This window comes from Inmirania thermothiophila, assembly GCF_003751635.1.
Lineage (GTDB): Bacteria > Pseudomonadota > Gammaproteobacteria > DSM-100275 > DSM-100275 > Inmirania > Inmirania thermothiophila.
The window spans coordinates 893,338-907,862 of record NZ_RJVI01000002.1; the positions used below are offsets into that span (position 1 = coordinate 893,338).

The window sequence follows — 14,525 nt, forward strand, 5'->3', positions numbered from 1 at the left end:
CGGACGCTACTGCGACTGGCCGATCATGTACTCGATGGCGGCGCGGATCTGCGCCTCGTCGCAGTCGCCGCAGCCGCCCTTGGGGGGCATGGCGTTGTAGCCGTTCACCGCATGCGCCACCAGGGTGTCGACGCCCTGGGCGATGCGCGGCGCCCACGCGGCCTTGTCCCCCACCTTGGGGGCGCCGGCGGCGCCGGTGGCATGGCAGGCGAAGCAGACCCGGTCGTAGAGCGCCTTGCCGTCGCCGGCCGCGTTCGCCGCGCCCGCGGCCAGCGCAAGGCCGAGGGCGATGCCGAGGGTGCGCGAGATGGTCTTCATGGTCCTGTCCTCCGGTCGTTCACGGGATCCGGGGACGATGATCGGCCGCCGCCGATGAACCGCGCCTGAACGCCGCGCGGCGCCGCCGCATACCACGCCAGCGCCGCGAGCTGCAGCACCAGCATCGTGCCGAAGGCGGCCCGGTAGCCCGCCGCCTCGTAGCCGCCGCCGGCGGCGGGCCAGCGGTTGATGATCCCGCCCATGCCCCACTGGGCGGCGAAGGCGGCGACGAAGACGAGGAGGTTGAGGGCGGTGTTGGCACGCCCCGCGAGATGCCGCGGGAAGGCCTGCGAGAGGGCCGCGTAGCTGACGATGCCGCTGGTGCCGAGCAGCCCGAACAGGACGAGCAGCAGCGTCAGGGGCGGGGTCCCGGGGGCGACGAGGGCGAGCTGCACCGCCATGAAGGCGCCCATCCCGGCCACTGCCACCGCCGCCGTGGACACGCCGCACCGCGCCAGCCGCTCGGCGAGCCCGCCGATGACGATGAAGCCCGCCACCATGGCCGCCGCCACCAGCGCCAGCCGTGCCGCCGCGGCGTCGCGGCCGAGCCCCGCCACGTCGGCGAGCCACGGCCCGAGCCACAGGCTCTGGATGGCGAGGAAGGTGGCCTGCGAGAGCACCGTCACCGGGGCGATGCGCCAGAACGTCGCCGAGGTGAAGACCTCGGCCACCCCGGCGAGCTGCGCCCGCAGCGGCTCGGCGTGGTGCGCGTCGCGCCGCTCCGGCACCACCAGGAAGATGAGCAGGGCGCAGAGCAGGGTCAGCGCCGCGAGCCCCAGGAAGACGCCGCGCCAGTCGGTGACCGCGAGCGCCGCCTGCACCGGGGCCGTCGCCGACAGCGCCCCCAGCCCCCCCGCCGCCATCTGGAAGCCGTTGACGAGGGGCAGCCGCGCCGGCGGCACCCACACCACGTAGGCCTTGAACGCCGCCATCAGGCAGGCCGAGACCCCGAAGCCGACGAGGGCGCGGCCGAGGACGAGGCCGCCGAGCCCCCCGGCGAGGGCGAACAGCAGCGCCCCCGCGGCCGCGAAGAGCAGCAGCACCGCCTCGGTGCGCCGCGGCCCGAAGCGGTCCAGCAGCATCCCCAGGGGGAGCTGGAAGGCGGCGAAGGTGAGGAAGTAGGTGCTCGTGAGCAGCCCGAGATCGGCGGCGTCGAGGCCGAGCTCGCGCACCAGATCCGGGGCGATCACGGAGTTGACCACCCGGTAGAGGTAGGAGAGGAAGTAGCCGAAGGCGAAGGGCGGGAAGACCCGCACCATCACCGTGCGCAGCGCGGTGGCGTCCATGGGCGTGCATTTAAGCCGTTCCTGAACGGCCGTTCAACGAAGCCCTTGCGCCCGCCGCCGCCCCGGCACTACCTTGGCCGCCATGGCGCTGCCACCGGACCTCGCCCCGCCCCCCTACGCCGAGGGCACCACGCTGCTCAACCTCATGGCGAGCCTGGTGCGCGGCCGCGGCGGCGCCGCACCGCATCCGCCCCTGTCCGCCCTCGACCCGGCGCGGCTCCGCCCGCTGCGCCACCTGGTGCTGCTCCTCGTCGACGGCCTCGGCGCCCGTCAGATCCCCGCGCTCGCCGCCGCCGGGGCGCTGCGCGACCGCCTGAGCCGGCCCGACGCGGTGCTCGCCACGGTCTTCCCCGCCACCACCGCCACCGCCGTCGCCACCGTGATGAGCGCGGCGAGCCCGGCCGAGCACGCCGTCCTCGGCTGGCACCTGAACCTGCCCCGGCTCGGCCTCGTCGCCACCGTCCTCCTCGGGCTGACCCGCACCGGGACGCCGGCGCTCCCCCCGGAGCGCACCCTCGGCCAGATCCTGCGCGTGCCGTCCCACCTCGACCGCATGGCCGCCGAGCGCACCCTCGTCGCCCCGCCCCCGATCCCGGACAGCGCCTTCAGCCGCGCGGTGGGCCGCTGGCACCGGCGCCTCGCCGCCGCCTCCCTGGACGAGCTGGTGGAGGCGGTGGACGCCGCCTGCCGGGGGCCCGGCCCCGGCTACTGCTACGCCTACTGGCCGGGCTACGACAGCCTCTGCCACACCCACGGGCCCTTCGCCGAGCCGGCGCTCGCCCACCTGCGCGAGATCGAGGCCGCGGTGGAACGGCTCGCGGCGCGCCTGCGCGGCCGCGGCGTGGGGCTCGTGGTGAGCGCCGACCACGGCATGATCGACACCCCGCCGCAGGCGCGGATCGACCTCTCCGCGGTCCCCGGCCTCTACGGCTGCCTTGCCACCCTGCCCGCCGGCGACCCCCGCGCCGTGGCCTGCTTCGTCCGCCCCCGCCGCGAGGCCGCCTTCCTCGCCATCGTCCGGGAGCACCTCGCGCCGGCCTGCCACTGCATCCCGGGCGAGGCGCTGCTTGCGGCGGGGGCGCTGGGTCCCGGCGCGCCGCACCCGGAGCTTGGGGCGAGGCTCGGCGACTACCTCCTCGTCGCCCGCGGCGGCCACGCCCTCTTCGCCCCCGCCGCCGGCGAGGGCCGCGACTTCCCCGCGGGCAACCACGGCGGCATGAGCCCCGAGGAGATGGAGATCCCCCTCTACCTGCTGGGCGATCTCTGACGGGCGCTGCGGTCCCACGTTGCGTTCCGCCTATACCTGACTACCTTTCTCAGTAGTCCACCGGAAGGTTGCGCCATGGTGGAGACCACCCGCGGCCCCGACGGCCTGCGCCTCGTGCTCGCCCCGCGGCCTGCCCCGGGGCCCGGGGCCTGGCTGCTGGGGCTGGCCCTGCCGGGGGCGGCCCTCGCCGGCATCGGCGCCTGGTTCGCCGCCCGCGGCGCCTGGGCGGTACTCCCCTTCGCCGGGCTCGAGCTCGCCCTGCTCGCGTGGGCGATGGCGAGCTGCGCCCGCGCCGCGGCGGCCCGGGAAGTGGTGGAGGTCACGGCGCGCGAGGTGGTGGTCCGCGACGGGCGCGGGGCGGCGCGGCGCCTGCCGCGGGCATGGGCGCGCGTGGTGCTGCGCCGCGACCCCGCCGGGCGCTACCCGAGCCGCCTCTTCCTGCGCGCCCACGGGCGGGAGGTGGAGCTCGGGCGCGCCCTGCCGCAGGCCGAGCGCGCCCGCCTCGCCGGGACCCTCGCCGGCAACGTCGGCGCGGGGTGGAGCCATGGCTGAGCGCGCACGCCCCCTCCTCGCCGCCGCCCTCGCCCTGCCCGCCGCGCCGACGGCGGCGGCCCCGGCCTGGAACCTGCCGCAGCCCGCGACCCCGGTGGCGCGCGAGATCTTCGCCATCCACACCCTCACCGGCACCATCGTCGCCGTGCTCACCGTCCTGGTCTTCGCCGTCGTCCTCTTCGCCGCCTGGCGCTTCCGCCGCAGCCGCGGCCACCAGCCCGACCTCGCGTTCCACCGCGGCCGCTTCGGCGCCTGGTCGTGGCTGGTGGTGCCGGTGCTGGTGCTGGGCATCGACCTCACCATCGCCGGCTCGGCCCGGGAGACGCTGAAGAAGCTCTGGGTCGTGCCGCGCGGCGACGACCTGCTGGTGGTCCGGGTCACCGGCCACCAGTGGTGGTGGGAGTACGAGTACCCGGACCTCGGCATCCGCATCGAGAGCCGCGCGCTGCCGCAGGAGCAGGCGGGCGCGCACTAGCTGCGCGCCGTCGATCAGCCGCTGGTGCTGCCGGTGGGGCGGCGGGTGCGCTTCCTGCACACCTCGGCGGACGTGATCCACGCCATGTGGGTGCCGGCCCTCGGGTTCAAGAAGGACGCCATCCCCGGCTACGTCACCGAGACCTGGGCCCTGATCGAGCGGGCCGGGACCTACCGCGGCCAGTGCGCGGAGCTCTGCGGCACCTGGCACTCGCGCATGCCGGTGGTGGTGGAGGCGGTGCCGCCGGAGCGCTTCGAGGCGTGGGTGGCCGAGCAGCGCGCGGCCATGGCCCGCGCCGCCGCGGAGGCGGCGAGCGATCGGACGTGGCCGCTCGCGGAGCTGATGGAGAAGGGGCGGGGCCTCTACAACACCAAGTGCGCCGCCTGCCACCAGATCAACGGCCAGGGGCTGCCGCCGGCCTTCCCGCCCCTCAAGGGCAGCGCGGTGGTGCGCGGGCCGGTCGCCGGACACCTGGCGGTGGTCCTCGACGGCCGCCCCGGCACCGCCATGCCCGCCTGGCGGGATCAGCTCAACGACCTGGAGATCGCCGCCATCGTCACCTACGAGCGCAACGCCTGGGGCAACGACGCCGGCGCGGCGGTGCAGCCGCGCCAGGTGCGCGCCGCCCGCGCGGGAAGGTCGGGATCATGAGCGTCGCCAGCCACACCGTGGTGCACGAGCACGAGGGGCCGCCGCGGGGCATCCGCCGCTGGCTCTACAGCACCAACCACAAGGACATCGGCACCATGTACCTGGTGTTCGCCCTCACCATGCTCTTCCTCGGCGGGGCGAGCGCCATGGCCATCCGCGCCGAGCTCATGCTGCCGGGGCTGCAGCTGCTCGAGCCCGACCTCTACAATAACATCCTCACCAACCACGCCCTGATCATGATCTTCGGCGCCGTGATGCCGGCCGGGGCGGGCATCGCCAACTGGATGATCCCGCTCATGATCGGCGCCCCGGACATCGCGCTGCCGCGGATCAACAACCTCAGCTTCTGGCTCCTGCCGGCGGCGGCGCTGATGCTGGTGCTGTCCTTCGTCGTACCCCTCCTCCCGGGCGGCGGCACCCAGATCAACACCGGCTGGACCCTCTACCCGCCGCTCTCGGTTCAGGTGGGCATGTCCATGGACTTCCTCATCTTCGCCATCCATCTCCTCGGCATCTCCTCGGTGCTCGCCTCCATCAACATCATCGTCACCATCCTCAACATGCGCGCCCCGGGGATGACCCTGATGCGCATGCCCATGTTCTGCTGGGCGTGGCTGGTCACCGCCTTCCTGCTGATCCTGGTCGTCCCGGTGCTCGCGGGCGGCGTCACCATGCTCCTCTTCGACCGCCACTTCGGCACCAGCTTCTTCAACGCCGCCGGCGGGGGCGACCCGGTGCTGTTCCAGCACCTGTTCTGGTTCTTCGGCCATCCGGAGGTCTACGTCCTGATCCTGCCCGCGATCGGGGCGCTGGCCGAGGTCATCCCCACCTTCGCCCGCAAGCCGCTGTTCGGCTACCACTCGATGGTGGGCGCGATGATCGTCATCGCCACCCTCGGCCTCGTGGTCTGGGCCCACCACCAGTACACCGTGGGCATGGCGCTGGGGGCGGTGCAGTGGTTCATGATCGGGACGATCCTGATCTCGATCCCGGTCGGCCTCATCATCTTCAACTTCATCGCCACCATGTGGCGCGGCGCCCTGACCTTCGAGACGCCCATGCTGTTCGCCATCGCCATGGTGATGCTGTTCAGCTTCGGGGGGCTGACCGGGGTGATGCTCGCGGTGGTGCCCGCGGACGTGCAGTACCACGACTCCATGTTCGTGGTCGCCCACTTCCACTACGTGCTGATCCCGGGCGCCATCTACGGGCTGCTGGCCGCCGTCTTCTACTGGCTGCCCAAGTGGACCGGGCACATGTACGACGAGCGCCTGGCGAAGATCTTCTTCTGGATCAACGTGGTGAGCTTCAACGTCACCTTCTTCCCGCAGCACTTCCTGGGCCTTGCCGGGATGCCGCGGCGGATCGCCGACTACAACGTCGCCTTCGCCGACTTCAACTTCCTCTCCAGCATCGGCGCCTTCGTCTTCGGCCTCAGCCACCTGCTGTTCCTCTACATCGTGGTCAAGGCGGTGCGCGGCGGCCGGTCGGCCGAGGCGCGCGTCTGGGACGGCGCCCGCGGCCTGGAGTGGGAGCTGCCCTCGTCGCCGCCCTTCCACTCCTGGGAGACCGCCCCGCGGCTGCGGGGCTGAGGACGTCATGCGCCGGCGCCGCAACCTCCTCCTCGCCTGGGCCCTCGGCGCCCTCGCCCTGCTCGTCTTCCTGAGCTCGATGCCGGTGTGGGAGCAGGTGCTCTCGCGCGCGGGAGGCGCGCCGTGAGCGCGCCGTGCCCGCTCACGGCGCCGGACCGGGCCGGCCGCGCCGTGCCGGGCCGCAGCCCACCGGCGCAGCACCGCGCGCCCGCACCTCCGCCCCGGCGCCGGGGCGGAGCCGCCGGCGGGCCGCCGCGGGCCCGCCCGATCCCTGACCGTCCCGGACGCCGATCCCCGCGGGGCCCTGCCTCGCCCGGAGCCTGCCGCCCATGAGCCATCCCACCCCGGACGAGTACTACATCCCCGAGCCGAGCCCGTGGCCGCTTGCGGCCTCGCTGGCGGTGCTGCTCCTGGTCCTGGGGCTCGCGCTCGTCCTCAACGACGTCGACCCCGGCTGGGCCGTCCTCGCCGCCGGCCTCCTGGTGCTCGCCTGGATGTTCTACGGCTGGTTCGGCGACGTCGTCCGCGAGAACCTCGCCGGCCGCCACAGCCCCCGCGTCGACCGCTCCTTCCGCCTCGGCATGTACTGGTTCATCGCCTCCGAGGTCTTCTTCTTCCTGACCTTCTTCGGCGCCCTCTACTACGTGCGCAACATCGCCGTGGCCTGGCTCGGCGGCGCCGGCTACCTCGGGATCACCCACGAGATCCTCTACAACCAGTTCCAGGCCCAGTGGCCCACCTCGGGCCCCGGCGAGCTCGGCGGCCCCTTCGAGCCGGTGGGCGCCGTCGGCGTCCCCGCCTTCAATACCCTGGTCCTGCTCAGCAGCGGCGCCACCATCACCTGGGCGCACTGGGGCCTGAAGGCCGAGCGGCGCGGCCAGCTGGTCTGGGGCCTCGCCGCCACCATCGCCCTCGGGCTGCTCTTCGTGGCCCTGCAGGCCTGGGAATATCACGAGGCCTGGCGGGAGATGAACGTCACCCTGCGCTCGGGGATCTACGGCTCCACCTTCTACCTGCTCACCGGCTTCCACGGCATGCACGTCACCGTCGGCGCGGTGATGCTCATGGCCATCCTCGGGCGCGCCCTGCGCGGGCACTTCACGCCCCAGAACCACTTCGCCTTCGAGGCCGTGGCCTGGTACTGGCATTTCGTGGACGTGGTATGGCTGGCCCTGTTCATCTTCGTCTACTGGCTGTGACCGCGGCCCGCCCTCAGCGCCCGTGGGGGCCGACGACGCCGAGGAAGTAACCGCCCATGAGGATGGCGAAGAGGACCAGCGAGAGGGCGATGCGGACGGTGAGCGCCCGCACCATGCGGGTACGGTCGCGCCGGCCGTCGTCGCGGCTGAGGAAGATCATCGCCTCCACCAGCGAGAGGAGGATCAGCCCGAGAAGGATGAGCAGGGGGATCTTGAACCAGAGCGCCATCTTGCGTGCCCTCCCCGGCGCGGCCGCCGCCCATGGGACCGGCCCCTCCGCCAAGGTATAGCAGCGCCGCGGCGCGCCGGCGCGGGGCGGCGCCGCTGCTGCTCCTCGCCGCCGCCCTCTTCACCGGGCTCGGGCTGTGGCAGCTGCGCCGTGCCGGGGAGAAGCAGGCCCTGCTCGCCGAGGCCGCGGCACGCTGGGCGGCCGCCCCCGCGCCGCTCGCCGCGCTGCCGGGTCCCGACGCGCGCTTCCGCGCCGTCCGCCTGCGCGGCCGCTACGAGGCGCAGGCCCAGGTCCTCGTCGGTCCGCAGGGCCGCGACGGCCGCCTCGGCTACCTCGTCTACACCCCGCTGCGCACCGCGGGGAACGAGGCGGTGGTGGTGGCCCGCGGCTGGCAGGCGCGGCCGACGCCCCCGGCCCCGCCTTCGCCTACGGCCTCGGGCTCACGGGGCTGAGCTGGGCCGTCGTCCTCGCCACCGACCGGCTCGGCCTCGTGCCGCTGCTGCCGGTGCTGGCGGCGGGCTTCTTCTTCGTCGGGCCGCTGGTGGCGGTAGGGCTGTACGAGCTCAGCCGCCGCCTCGCCGCCGGCGAGCCGGTGCACCTGGCGGCGCTCGCCGGCGCCTGGCGTCGCAACCCGGTCCATCTCGCCGCCCTCGGCCTGGTCCTCGCCACCGCCTTCTTCGGCTGGGTGATCGTCGCCGCGGCCGAGTTCGCCGCCCTCTACGGCGCCCCGGTGCCCGAGGGCGAGCGCTTCCTCGCCGAGCTCTTCCTCGCCGCCCGCAGCCCCGCCTTCCTGCTCGCCGGCACCGCCACCGGCGCCGTCATCGCCCTCGTCGTCTACGCCCTCGCCGCGGTCTCGGCACCGCTCCTGGTGGACCGCCCGGAGACGGACTTCGCCGCCGCCGTGCTCGCCAGCGTCGAGGCGGTGCGCACCAACCCGGGGCCGATGCTGCTGTGGGCGGCGCTGCTGGTGGCGCTGACCGGCTTCGGTCTCCTGACCTTCTTCTTCGGCCTCGCCGTCGCCTTCCCCTGGGCCGGCTGCGCCACCTGGCACGCCTGCCGCGACCTCGTCTCCGCCGGCGACGGCTAGCCCCGGCCGTGGGGGGCGGTGAAGTCCAGCTCGGGCCCCACCGGCACGATGCGCCGCGGGTTGAGCTCGGGGTGGCTGCGGTAGTAGTGGCGCTTGATGTGGTCCATGTCCACGGTCTCCGCCACCCCCGGCACCTGGTAGAGCTCGCGGGTGTAGGCCCAGAGGTTGGGATGATCCACGAGCCGTCGCAGGTTGCACTTGAAGTGCAGGTAGTAGACGGCGTCGAAGCGCACGAGGGTCGTGAACAGCCGCCAGTCCGCCTCCGTGATGCGGTCCCCGGCGAGATAGCGGCGCCGCGACAGCAGCGCCTCGAGGCGGTCGAGGGTCGCGAACAGCGCGCGCACCGCCTCCTCGTGGGCGGCCTGGGTGCGGGCGAAGCCGGCGCGGTAGACGCCGTTGTTGACGTGCTCGTAGACCTCGGCGTTGATGCGGTCGATCTCCGGGCGCAGCGGCTCGGGATAGAAGTCCACCGAAGGGTCGCCCCAGGCGTCGAAGGCGCGGTTGAGCATGCGGATGATGTCGGCCGACTCGTTGTTGACGATCCGCCCGCTGCGCTTGTCCCACAGGATGGGCACCGTGGCGAGCCCGGTGTAGCGGGGATCGGTGCGCAGGTAGAGCTCGCGCACGTGGGTGCAGCCGTTGACGGTGTCGGGGATGCAGCCGGGGCCGTCGCCGAAGCGCCAGTCGCCGTCGTCGAACTCGGGCTCCACCACCGACAGCGAGATCACCGCCTCGAGCCCCTTGAGGCGGCGGAAGATGAGCGTGCGGTGGGCCCAGGGACAGGCGAGGGAGACGTAGAGGTGGTAGCGCCCGGGCTCGGCGCGGTAGCCGCTGCCGCCGTCGGCGCTCACCCAGTCGCGGAAGCGGCTCTCGGGGCGCAGGAAGGCCCCCGTGGTCTCGTCGGTCGGATCGTCGCGCCGCACCCAGCGCCCCTCCACCAGCATCGCCATGCCCCGCCTCCTCCGGCCCCGCACCTCCCTCAAGCCTAGCAGCCGGGCGCGGGGTGAAACCGCGCCCGCCCCGGCCCGGTCTCAATGGACAGGCACCCTGCGGAGCACGCCGCCATGAGACCGTTCCAGAGCATGGAAGAGGGGGGCCACGAGGCGCTCCACCTCTTCCGCGACGGCGGCTGCGGCCTGCGTGCCGTCATCGCCATCCACAGCACTTTGCTCGGACCCGCCCTCGGCGGCGTCCGCATGTGGCCCTACCCCGACGAGTCCGCCGCCGTCGAGGACGCCCTGCGCCTCGCCCGCGCCATGACCTTCAAGGCGGCGCTGGCGGGGCTCGACTTCGGCGGCGGCAAGGCGGTGATCCTGGGCGAGCCGCACCGCGACCGCTCGGAGGCGCTGATGCGGGCCTTCGGCCGCTGCGTCGAGAGCCTCGGCGGCCGCTACATCGCCGCCGAGGACGTCGGCACCGGACCCGAGGACATGGCCTGGATCGCGGCCGAGACGCGCCACGTGACGGGGCTGCCGCCGGAGCGCGGCGGCAGCGGCGACCCCTCCCCGGTGACCGCGCTGGGCGTGCTCCACGGCATCCGCGCCTGCCTGCGGCACCGCCTCGGCCACGAGCGCGTCGGGCTCGTGCGCTACGCCCTGCAGGGGCTGGGCCACGTGGGCTGGGCGCTCGCGCACCTGCTGCGCGCCGAGGGCGCCACCGTCGTCGCCACCGACCTCGACCGGGCGCGGCTGGAGCGGGCGACGGCCGAGCTCGGCGTCATCCCCGCCGAGCCCGACGAGATCCTCGACACCGACGCCGAGGTCTTCGTCCCCTGCGCCCTCGGCGGCGTGCTCGACGAGGCCGCGGCGGGGCGGCTGCGCGCGGTGATCGTCGCAGGCTCCGCCAACAACCCCCTCGCCGACGACGCCGTCGCCGAGCTCCTCGCCCGCCGCGGCATCCTCTACGCCCCCGACTACGCCATCAACGCCGGCGGCCTGATCCACGTCGCCGTGGCCCTCGCCGGGGGCCGGCCCGAGCATGCCCGCGCCCGCGCCGCGGCCATCGGCGACACCCTCGACCGCATCTTCCGCCTCGCCGCCCGCGAGGGGATCACGCCCCTCGCCGCCGCCCACCGCCTCGCCGCGGCGCGCCTCGAGGCCATCGCCCGCATCGCCCCCCGGCGGCCCCCGGTGGCGGCATGAGGGCGGCCGCGCCGGCCCTCGCCCTTCTCCTTGCGGCCTGCGCCGCCGCCCCGCAGGCGCCGACGCCGCTGACGCGGCTGCCGGCGGGGAGCCGCCTCGAGGTCCTACGCCCCCTCGAGCTCGCCCCGGACCGGCCGCTGCGCCTGCAGCAGGGCCGCCTCCGCGGGGCTTGGTTCGACCGCACGGTCTGGCTTCCCTTCTGCACCCTGGCGCCCCGCGCACGGGCGCCCGCCCCCGTGCGCCTGCGGCCCGGCGAGCGGCTCCGGGTCGAGGGCACGCGCGCCTGGGTCGAGGCCTTCGCCGGCCCAGGCACGGTGCCGGTGCACGCGGTGCTCGCCCTCGCCGACGAGCGCGGCGGGCGCTACAGCCTGCACTGCCGCGCCTGGAGCGGCAGCCTCATGGAGGCCCGCCCCCTCTCCGTCGCCGACCTGCGCGGGGCCCTCGGCGGCCATCTCCGCCTCCTGCCGCCGCAGGCCCCCTGAGGCGGCGGGGGCCGCCGTTTGCCCGGCCCCCGTTTCGGGCTAGGATGGGCGCCCTTTCCGGCAGGGCGGATCCATGGCCACGACCGATCTCGGTCTCTATCTCCTCACCGTGCTCATCTGGGGCTCCACCTGGATCGCCATCGCCCAGCAGCTCACGGTCCCGGCCGAGCTCTCCATCGCCTACCGCTTCCTGCTCGCCGCGGCGGCGATGCTCGGCTGGTGCGCCGTGCGCGGCCTGCCGCTTCGCCGCCCGCCCCGCGAGCACGCCTGGATCGCGCTCCAGGCGGTCCTCCTCTTCGGGCTCAACTACCTGCTGATCTACTGGGCCACCGCCCGCCTGCCGAGCGGCGTCATCGCCCTCGTCTTCTCCTCCATGATGGTGATGAACCTGGTCAACGCCGCCGTGCTGCTGCGCCAGCCCTTGGAGCGGCAGGCCCTGGCCGCCGCCGCCCTGGGCCTTGCCGGGATCGGCGCGGTCTTCGCGCCGGAGCTCGCGCACCTCGGCGCCGAGGCGGCGCAGGGGCTCGCCCTCAGCCTCGCCGGCACCTACGCCGCCTCCCTCGGCACCATCGTCTCCGCCCGCAACCAGCGCGCCGGCATCCCGCTGCCGGTGCTCAACGGCTACGGCATGGCCTACGGCGCCGCCCTCGCCTTCGCCGCCGCCCTCGCCGCCGGCCACCGGCCGGTCTTCGACCCCGCCCCGGCCTACGTCCTGAGCCTGCTCTACCTCGCGCTGCCCGGCACGGTGATCGCCTTCTGGAGCTACCTCACGCTGCTCGCACGCATCGGCCCGCAGCGGGTCGGCTACGTCATGGTGGCCTTCCCGGTGGTGGCGCTGGCGCTGTCCACCGCGTTCGAGGGCTATCGCTGGACGCCCCAGGCCGCGGCCGGGGTCGCCCTCGTCCTCGCCGGCAACCTTCTCGTCCTGCGCCGCGGCCGCAGCGTCAGGGCGGGGGCGCCGGACGGGGCGGACGGTCCAGCGTCCAGAGCGCCGCCTGCGCCAGGACGCTGCCCAGGAAGTTGAGGGCGACGTCGCCGAGGTCGCCCACCCGGGCCGGGTGCAGCCACTGCGCCACCTCGTCCCCCGCCCCGGCGGCCAGCCCAAGGATCAGGGCCTCGAGGTGGCGGCGGGGACGGCGGCGCAGGGCAGCGGTGAGGAGCAGGGCGAGGAGGCCGAACTGGAGCAGGTGGATGCGCTCCTCGGGGATCGCGAGCAGCGCGAGCGCCGCGGCGTAGCCTGCGCCGACGGCGGCAAGGAGCGGCGCGCGCCGCGCCCCGAGGGCTGCGAGCCGGCCTCGCGCGGCCCACAGACCGGCGCCGAGGGCGGCCGCCACCAGCCCCGTGAGTGCGGGCCCGTAGGCGGCGCCGAGGAGGTCGCGCAGCCCCGTCTGCACCGTGCGCAGCCAACCGGTGCCGAGATAGAGGGCGGCGAGGTAGAGGCACGCCGCAGCCGCGGCGAGGCGCTCACGGGAGGCGGCGCACCTGCCCATGGGCGAGCTCCAGGCGGATGGTGCCGTCGCGGTCGGTGCGCAGGATGCGGGCGCCGACCGTCCGCAGCCGCGCCAGCACCGCCGGCGACGGCGCCCCGAAGCGGTTGCCGGCGCCCACGCCGAGGAGCGCGATGCGCGGGCGCACCGCGGCGAGGAAGGCCTCCGTGGTGGCGTCGCCGGCGCCGTGGTGCGCCACCTTGAGCACCTCGGCCCGCAGCGCCGCCCCTGCGCCCAGCAGCCGCGCCTCCACGGACGCCGGCGCATCGCCGGCAAGGAGCGCCGCCACCCCCTCGGCCTGCAGGCGCAGCACCAGCGAGGCCTCGTTGACGCCGCCGGCAAAGCCCCGTGGCGGCCACAGGACCTGCACGCGCACGCCGCCGCAGGCGAGCCCGTCGCCCGCCGCCAGCGCGCGGTACGGCAGCCGCGCCCGCAGCGCCCGGTAATCGTCGAACCAGACCCACTCCGCCGCGTTGGCGCCCCCGTTGTCGAGGAGCCCGCCGATGCCGATGCGGCCCCACAGGTGGAAGAGGCCGCCCGCGTGGTCCAGGTGCGGGTGGGTGATCACCACCCGGTGGAGGCGGGCGATGCCGCGCTCGGCCAGGGCGCGGGCGATCCGCGGCCCGCCGGCGAGCCGCCCCGCATCCACCAGCATGGCGCAGCGGCCGCGCTCGTGCACCAGCAGGGCGTCGCCCTGGCCGACGTCGAGGAAGGCGAGCTCCACCACCGCCCGCCCCGCCCCCGGGAGGACGGCGGCGAGGAGCACGAGGGCGGTCAGGCGCGCGCCGACTCCCATGCCCAGGCGTGGGCGACGATGGTCTCGAGGGCGTCGTGGCGCGGCCGCCAGCCGAGGACCTCGCGCGCGCGGCGGCTGTCGGCCACCAGCCGCGCCGGGTCCCCCGCCCGCCGCGGCCCCTCCCGCACCCGGATCGCGCGCCCGGTGACGCGGCGCGCGGTCTCGATCACCTCGCGCACCGAGAAGCCGTTGCCGTTGCCGAGGTTGAAGGCGCCCCCCGGGGCCCCCGCCCACAGCCGCTCCAGGGCGAGCAGGTGGGCCTCGCAGAGGTCGGCGACGTGGACGTAGTCGCGGATGCAGGTGCCGTCGTGAGTGTCGTAGTCGGTGCCGAAGACGGTGACGGCCTCGCGCCGCCCCGCCGCCGCCTGCAGCACCAGCGGGATCAGGTGGGTCTCGGGATCGTGGCGCTCGCCGAGGCGCCCGGCGGGATCGGCGCCTGCGGCGTTGAAGTAGCGCAGCGACACCGAGCGCAGCCCGTGCGCGGCCTCGAGGTCGGCCAGCATCTGCTCCACCATCCACTTGCTGCGGCCGTAGGGGTTGACCGGCGCCTTGGGGTGGTCCTCGTCGATGGGCACGCGCTGCGGCTCGCCGTAGACCGCCGCGGTGGAGGAGAAGACGAAGGCGCCGACGCCGTGGGCGAGCATGGCCTCGAGCAGGGTCAGGGTGGCGGCGACGTTGTTGCGGTAGTAGCGCGCCGGCTGCGCCACCGACTCGGCGACCTGGATCCGCGCCGCGAAGTGCATCACGGCATCGAAGCGCCGCCCGCCGAGAAGCGCATCGAGCAGCGCCCGATCGCCCAGGTCCCCCACCACCAGCTCGCCCGCGAGGACGGCGTCGCGATGGCCGCTGGACAGATCGTCGAGCACCGTCACCGCGTGGCCGCGCTCGGCGAGCAGCGCCACCATGTGCGAGCCGATGTAGCCGGCGCCGCCGACGACGAGGACGTGTCTGGCCATGCCCTGC

At 74.9% G+C, this 14,525-nt stretch carries 18 protein-coding genes; 11 read left to right on the plus strand and 7 right to left on the minus strand.

Features of this window, described 5'->3' with window-relative positions; genetic code table 11:
• Positions 1-6 precede the first annotated feature (6 nt).
• Positions 7-318, minus strand: coding sequence for a c-type cytochrome (locus EDC57_RS09860; RefSeq protein ID WP_123401679.1), 312 nt, complete (start codon positions 316-318; stop codon positions 7-9).
• Positions 315-1,604, minus strand: a complete 1,290-nt coding sequence (locus EDC57_RS09865; protein WP_123401680.1) for an MFS transporter — start codon at positions 1,602-1,604, stop codon at positions 315-317. Before EDC57_RS09865 ends, EDC57_RS09860 begins: the two co-directional genes overlap by 4 nt.
• 82 nt (positions 1,605-1,686) lie before the next feature.
• Here EDC57_RS09865 and EDC57_RS09870 point away from each other — a divergent pair, with 82 nt between their 5' ends.
• The 6 genes from EDC57_RS09870 to EDC57_RS09890 all read left to right on the plus strand — a co-directional run bounded on the left by EDC57_RS09870 (position 1,687) and on the right by EDC57_RS09890 (position 7,340).
• On the plus strand, positions 1,687-2,871 hold the full coding sequence (locus EDC57_RS09870; protein WP_148051452.1) for an alkaline phosphatase family protein: 1,185 nt from the start codon (positions 1,687-1,689) through the stop codon (positions 2,869-2,871).
• A gap of 75 nt (positions 2,872-2,946) precedes the next feature.
• On the plus strand, positions 2,947-3,423 hold the full coding sequence (locus tag EDC57_RS09875) for a DUF2244 domain-containing protein (RefSeq protein ID WP_123401682.1): 477 nt from the start codon (positions 2,947-2,949) through the stop codon (positions 3,421-3,423).
• A complete protein-coding gene (locus tag EDC57_RS13175; protein ID WP_245995219.1) occupies positions 3,416-3,898 on the plus strand; it encodes a cytochrome c oxidase subunit II transmembrane domain-containing protein in 483 nt (160 codons plus the stop codon). The genes EDC57_RS09875 and EDC57_RS13175 overlap by 8 nt, the downstream gene beginning before the upstream one ends.
• Complete coding sequence (locus EDC57_RS13180) at positions 3,899-4,549, plus strand: cytochrome c oxidase subunit II (protein ID WP_281272260.1); 651 nt, start codon at positions 3,899-3,901, stop codon at positions 4,547-4,549.
• Positions 4,546-6,141 (plus strand): cytochrome c oxidase subunit I, encoded by a 1,596-nt coding sequence (locus tag EDC57_RS09885; RefSeq protein WP_123401683.1) that lies wholly within the window; start codon positions 4,546-4,548, stop codon positions 6,139-6,141. Before EDC57_RS13180 ends, EDC57_RS09885 begins: the two co-directional genes overlap by 4 nt.
• 329 nt (positions 6,142-6,470) lie before the next feature.
• Positions 6,471-7,340, plus strand: a complete 870-nt coding sequence (locus EDC57_RS09890) for a cytochrome c oxidase subunit 3 (RefSeq protein WP_123401684.1) — start codon at positions 6,471-6,473, stop codon at positions 7,338-7,340.
• Positions 7,341-7,353: 13 nt separating this feature from the next.
• Here the strand turns inward: EDC57_RS09890 and EDC57_RS09895 are convergent, their stop codons facing one another.
• On the minus strand, positions 7,354-7,569 hold the full coding sequence (locus tag EDC57_RS09895) for a DUF2909 family protein (RefSeq protein ID WP_123401685.1): 216 nt from the start codon (positions 7,567-7,569) through the stop codon (positions 7,354-7,356).
• 32 nt (positions 7,570-7,601) lie between these two features.
• On the opposite strand from EDC57_RS09895, the gene EDC57_RS12835 reads away from it, so the two are divergent.
• Positions 7,602-8,021 (plus strand): SURF1 family cytochrome oxidase biogenesis protein, encoded by a 420-nt coding sequence (locus EDC57_RS12835; protein ID WP_170165103.1) that lies wholly within the window; start codon positions 7,602-7,604, stop codon positions 8,019-8,021.
• Positions 8,022-8,059: 38 nt separating this feature from the next.
• Positions 8,060-8,656, plus strand: a complete 597-nt coding sequence (locus EDC57_RS12840) for a DUF2189 domain-containing protein (RefSeq protein ID WP_170165104.1) — start codon at positions 8,060-8,062, stop codon at positions 8,654-8,656.
• Here EDC57_RS12840 and EDC57_RS09905 read toward each other — a convergent pair.
• Positions 8,653-9,606, minus strand: coding sequence for a glutathione S-transferase family protein (locus EDC57_RS09905; protein WP_123401687.1), 954 nt, complete (start codon positions 9,604-9,606; stop codon positions 8,653-8,655). The genes EDC57_RS12840 and EDC57_RS09905 overlap by 4 nt on opposite strands.
• A gap of 114 nt (positions 9,607-9,720) precedes the next feature.
• On the opposite strand from EDC57_RS09905, the gene EDC57_RS09910 reads away from it, so the two are divergent.
• From EDC57_RS09910 to EDC57_RS09920, 3 genes are all read left to right on the plus strand, one after another.
• On the plus strand, positions 9,721-10,797 hold the full coding sequence (locus tag EDC57_RS09910) for a Glu/Leu/Phe/Val dehydrogenase dimerization domain-containing protein (protein ID WP_170165105.1): 1,077 nt from the start codon (positions 9,721-9,723) through the stop codon (positions 10,795-10,797).
• On the plus strand, positions 10,794-11,279 hold the full coding sequence (locus EDC57_RS09915; protein WP_123401689.1) for a hypothetical protein: 486 nt from the start codon (positions 10,794-10,796) through the stop codon (positions 11,277-11,279). Before EDC57_RS09910 ends, EDC57_RS09915 begins: the two co-directional genes overlap by 4 nt.
• Positions 11,280-11,352: 73 nt before the next feature.
• A complete protein-coding gene (locus tag EDC57_RS09920; RefSeq protein ID WP_123401690.1) occupies positions 11,353-12,303 on the plus strand; it encodes a DMT family transporter in 951 nt (316 codons plus the stop codon).
• Here EDC57_RS09920 and EDC57_RS09925 read toward each other — a convergent pair.
• Genes EDC57_RS09925 through galE form a run of 3 tightly spaced genes read right to left on the minus strand, consistent with a single transcriptional unit; the run spans position 12,224 to position 14,518 of the window.
• Positions 12,224-12,769: a VanZ family protein gene (locus EDC57_RS09925; protein ID WP_123401691.1), complete on the minus strand. Its 546-nt coding sequence runs from the start codon at positions 12,767-12,769 to the stop codon at positions 12,224-12,226. The genes EDC57_RS09920 and EDC57_RS09925 overlap by 80 nt on opposite strands.
• Positions 12,744-13,562 (minus strand): ComEC/Rec2 family competence protein, encoded by an 819-nt coding sequence (locus EDC57_RS09930; RefSeq protein ID WP_123401692.1) that lies wholly within the window; start codon positions 13,560-13,562, stop codon positions 12,744-12,746. The genes EDC57_RS09925 and EDC57_RS09930 overlap by 26 nt, the downstream gene beginning before the upstream one ends.
• The gene (gene galE / locus EDC57_RS09935; RefSeq protein ID WP_123401693.1) at positions 13,541-14,518 is read right to left on the minus strand and encodes a UDP-glucose 4-epimerase GalE; all 978 of its coding nucleotides are present in this window, start codon (positions 14,516-14,518) and stop codon (positions 13,541-13,543) included. Before galE ends, EDC57_RS09930 begins: the two co-directional genes overlap by 22 nt.
• Between the last annotated feature and the right edge of the window lie 7 nt (positions 14,519-14,525).

What these genes read in the sequence shown, in the direction of transcription:
- EDC57_RS13175 (WP_245995219.1), top strand. Translation starts at nt 3,416, where the DNA reads ATGGCTGAGCGCGCACGCCCCCTCCTCGCCGCCGCCCTCGCCCTGCCC.
- EDC57_RS09925 (WP_123401691.1), bottom strand. Translation starts at nt 12,769, where the DNA reads ATGGGCAGGTGCGCCGCCTCCCGTGAGCGCCTCGCCGCGGCTGCGGCG.
- galE (WP_123401693.1), bottom strand. Translation starts at nt 14,518, where the DNA reads ATGGCCAGACACGTCCTCGTCGTCGGCGGCGCCGGCTACATCGGCTCG.
- EDC57_RS09895 (WP_123401685.1), bottom strand. Translation starts at nt 7,569, where the DNA reads ATGGCGCTCTGGTTCAAGATCCCCCTGCTCATCCTTCTCGGGCTGATC.
- EDC57_RS09860 (WP_123401679.1), bottom strand. Translation starts at nt 318, where the DNA reads ATGAAGACCATCTCGCGCACCCTCGGCATCGCCCTCGGCCTTGCGCTG.
- EDC57_RS09930 (WP_123401692.1), bottom strand. Translation starts at nt 13,562, where the DNA reads ATGGGAGTCGGCGCGCGCCTGACCGCCCTCGTGCTCCTCGCCGCCGTC.
- EDC57_RS09890 (WP_123401684.1), top strand. Translation starts at nt 6,471, where the DNA reads ATGAGCCATCCCACCCCGGACGAGTACTACATCCCCGAGCCGAGCCCG.
- EDC57_RS09915 (WP_123401689.1), top strand. Translation starts at nt 10,794, where the DNA reads ATGAGGGCGGCCGCGCCGGCCCTCGCCCTTCTCCTTGCGGCCTGCGCC.
- EDC57_RS09885 (WP_123401683.1), top strand. Translation starts at nt 4,546, where the DNA reads ATGAGCGTCGCCAGCCACACCGTGGTGCACGAGCACGAGGGGCCGCCG.
- EDC57_RS12835 (WP_170165103.1), top strand. Translation starts at nt 7,602, where the DNA reads ATGGGACCGGCCCCTCCGCCAAGGTATAGCAGCGCCGCGGCGCGCCGG.
- EDC57_RS09910 (WP_170165105.1), top strand. Translation starts at nt 9,721, where the DNA reads ATGAGACCGTTCCAGAGCATGGAAGAGGGGGGCCACGAGGCGCTCCAC.
- EDC57_RS09865 (WP_123401680.1), bottom strand. Translation starts at nt 1,604, where the DNA reads ATGGACGCCACCGCGCTGCGCACGGTGATGGTGCGGGTCTTCCCGCCC.
- EDC57_RS09875 (WP_123401682.1), top strand. Translation starts at nt 2,947, where the DNA reads ATGGTGGAGACCACCCGCGGCCCCGACGGCCTGCGCCTCGTGCTCGCC.
- EDC57_RS09905 (WP_123401687.1), bottom strand. Translation starts at nt 9,606, where the DNA reads ATGGCGATGCTGGTGGAGGGGCGCTGGGTGCGGCGCGACGATCCGACC.
- EDC57_RS09870 (WP_148051452.1), top strand. Translation starts at nt 1,687, where the DNA reads ATGGCGCTGCCACCGGACCTCGCCCCGCCCCCCTACGCCGAGGGCACC.
- EDC57_RS09920 (WP_123401690.1), top strand. Translation starts at nt 11,353, where the DNA reads ATGGCCACGACCGATCTCGGTCTCTATCTCCTCACCGTGCTCATCTGG.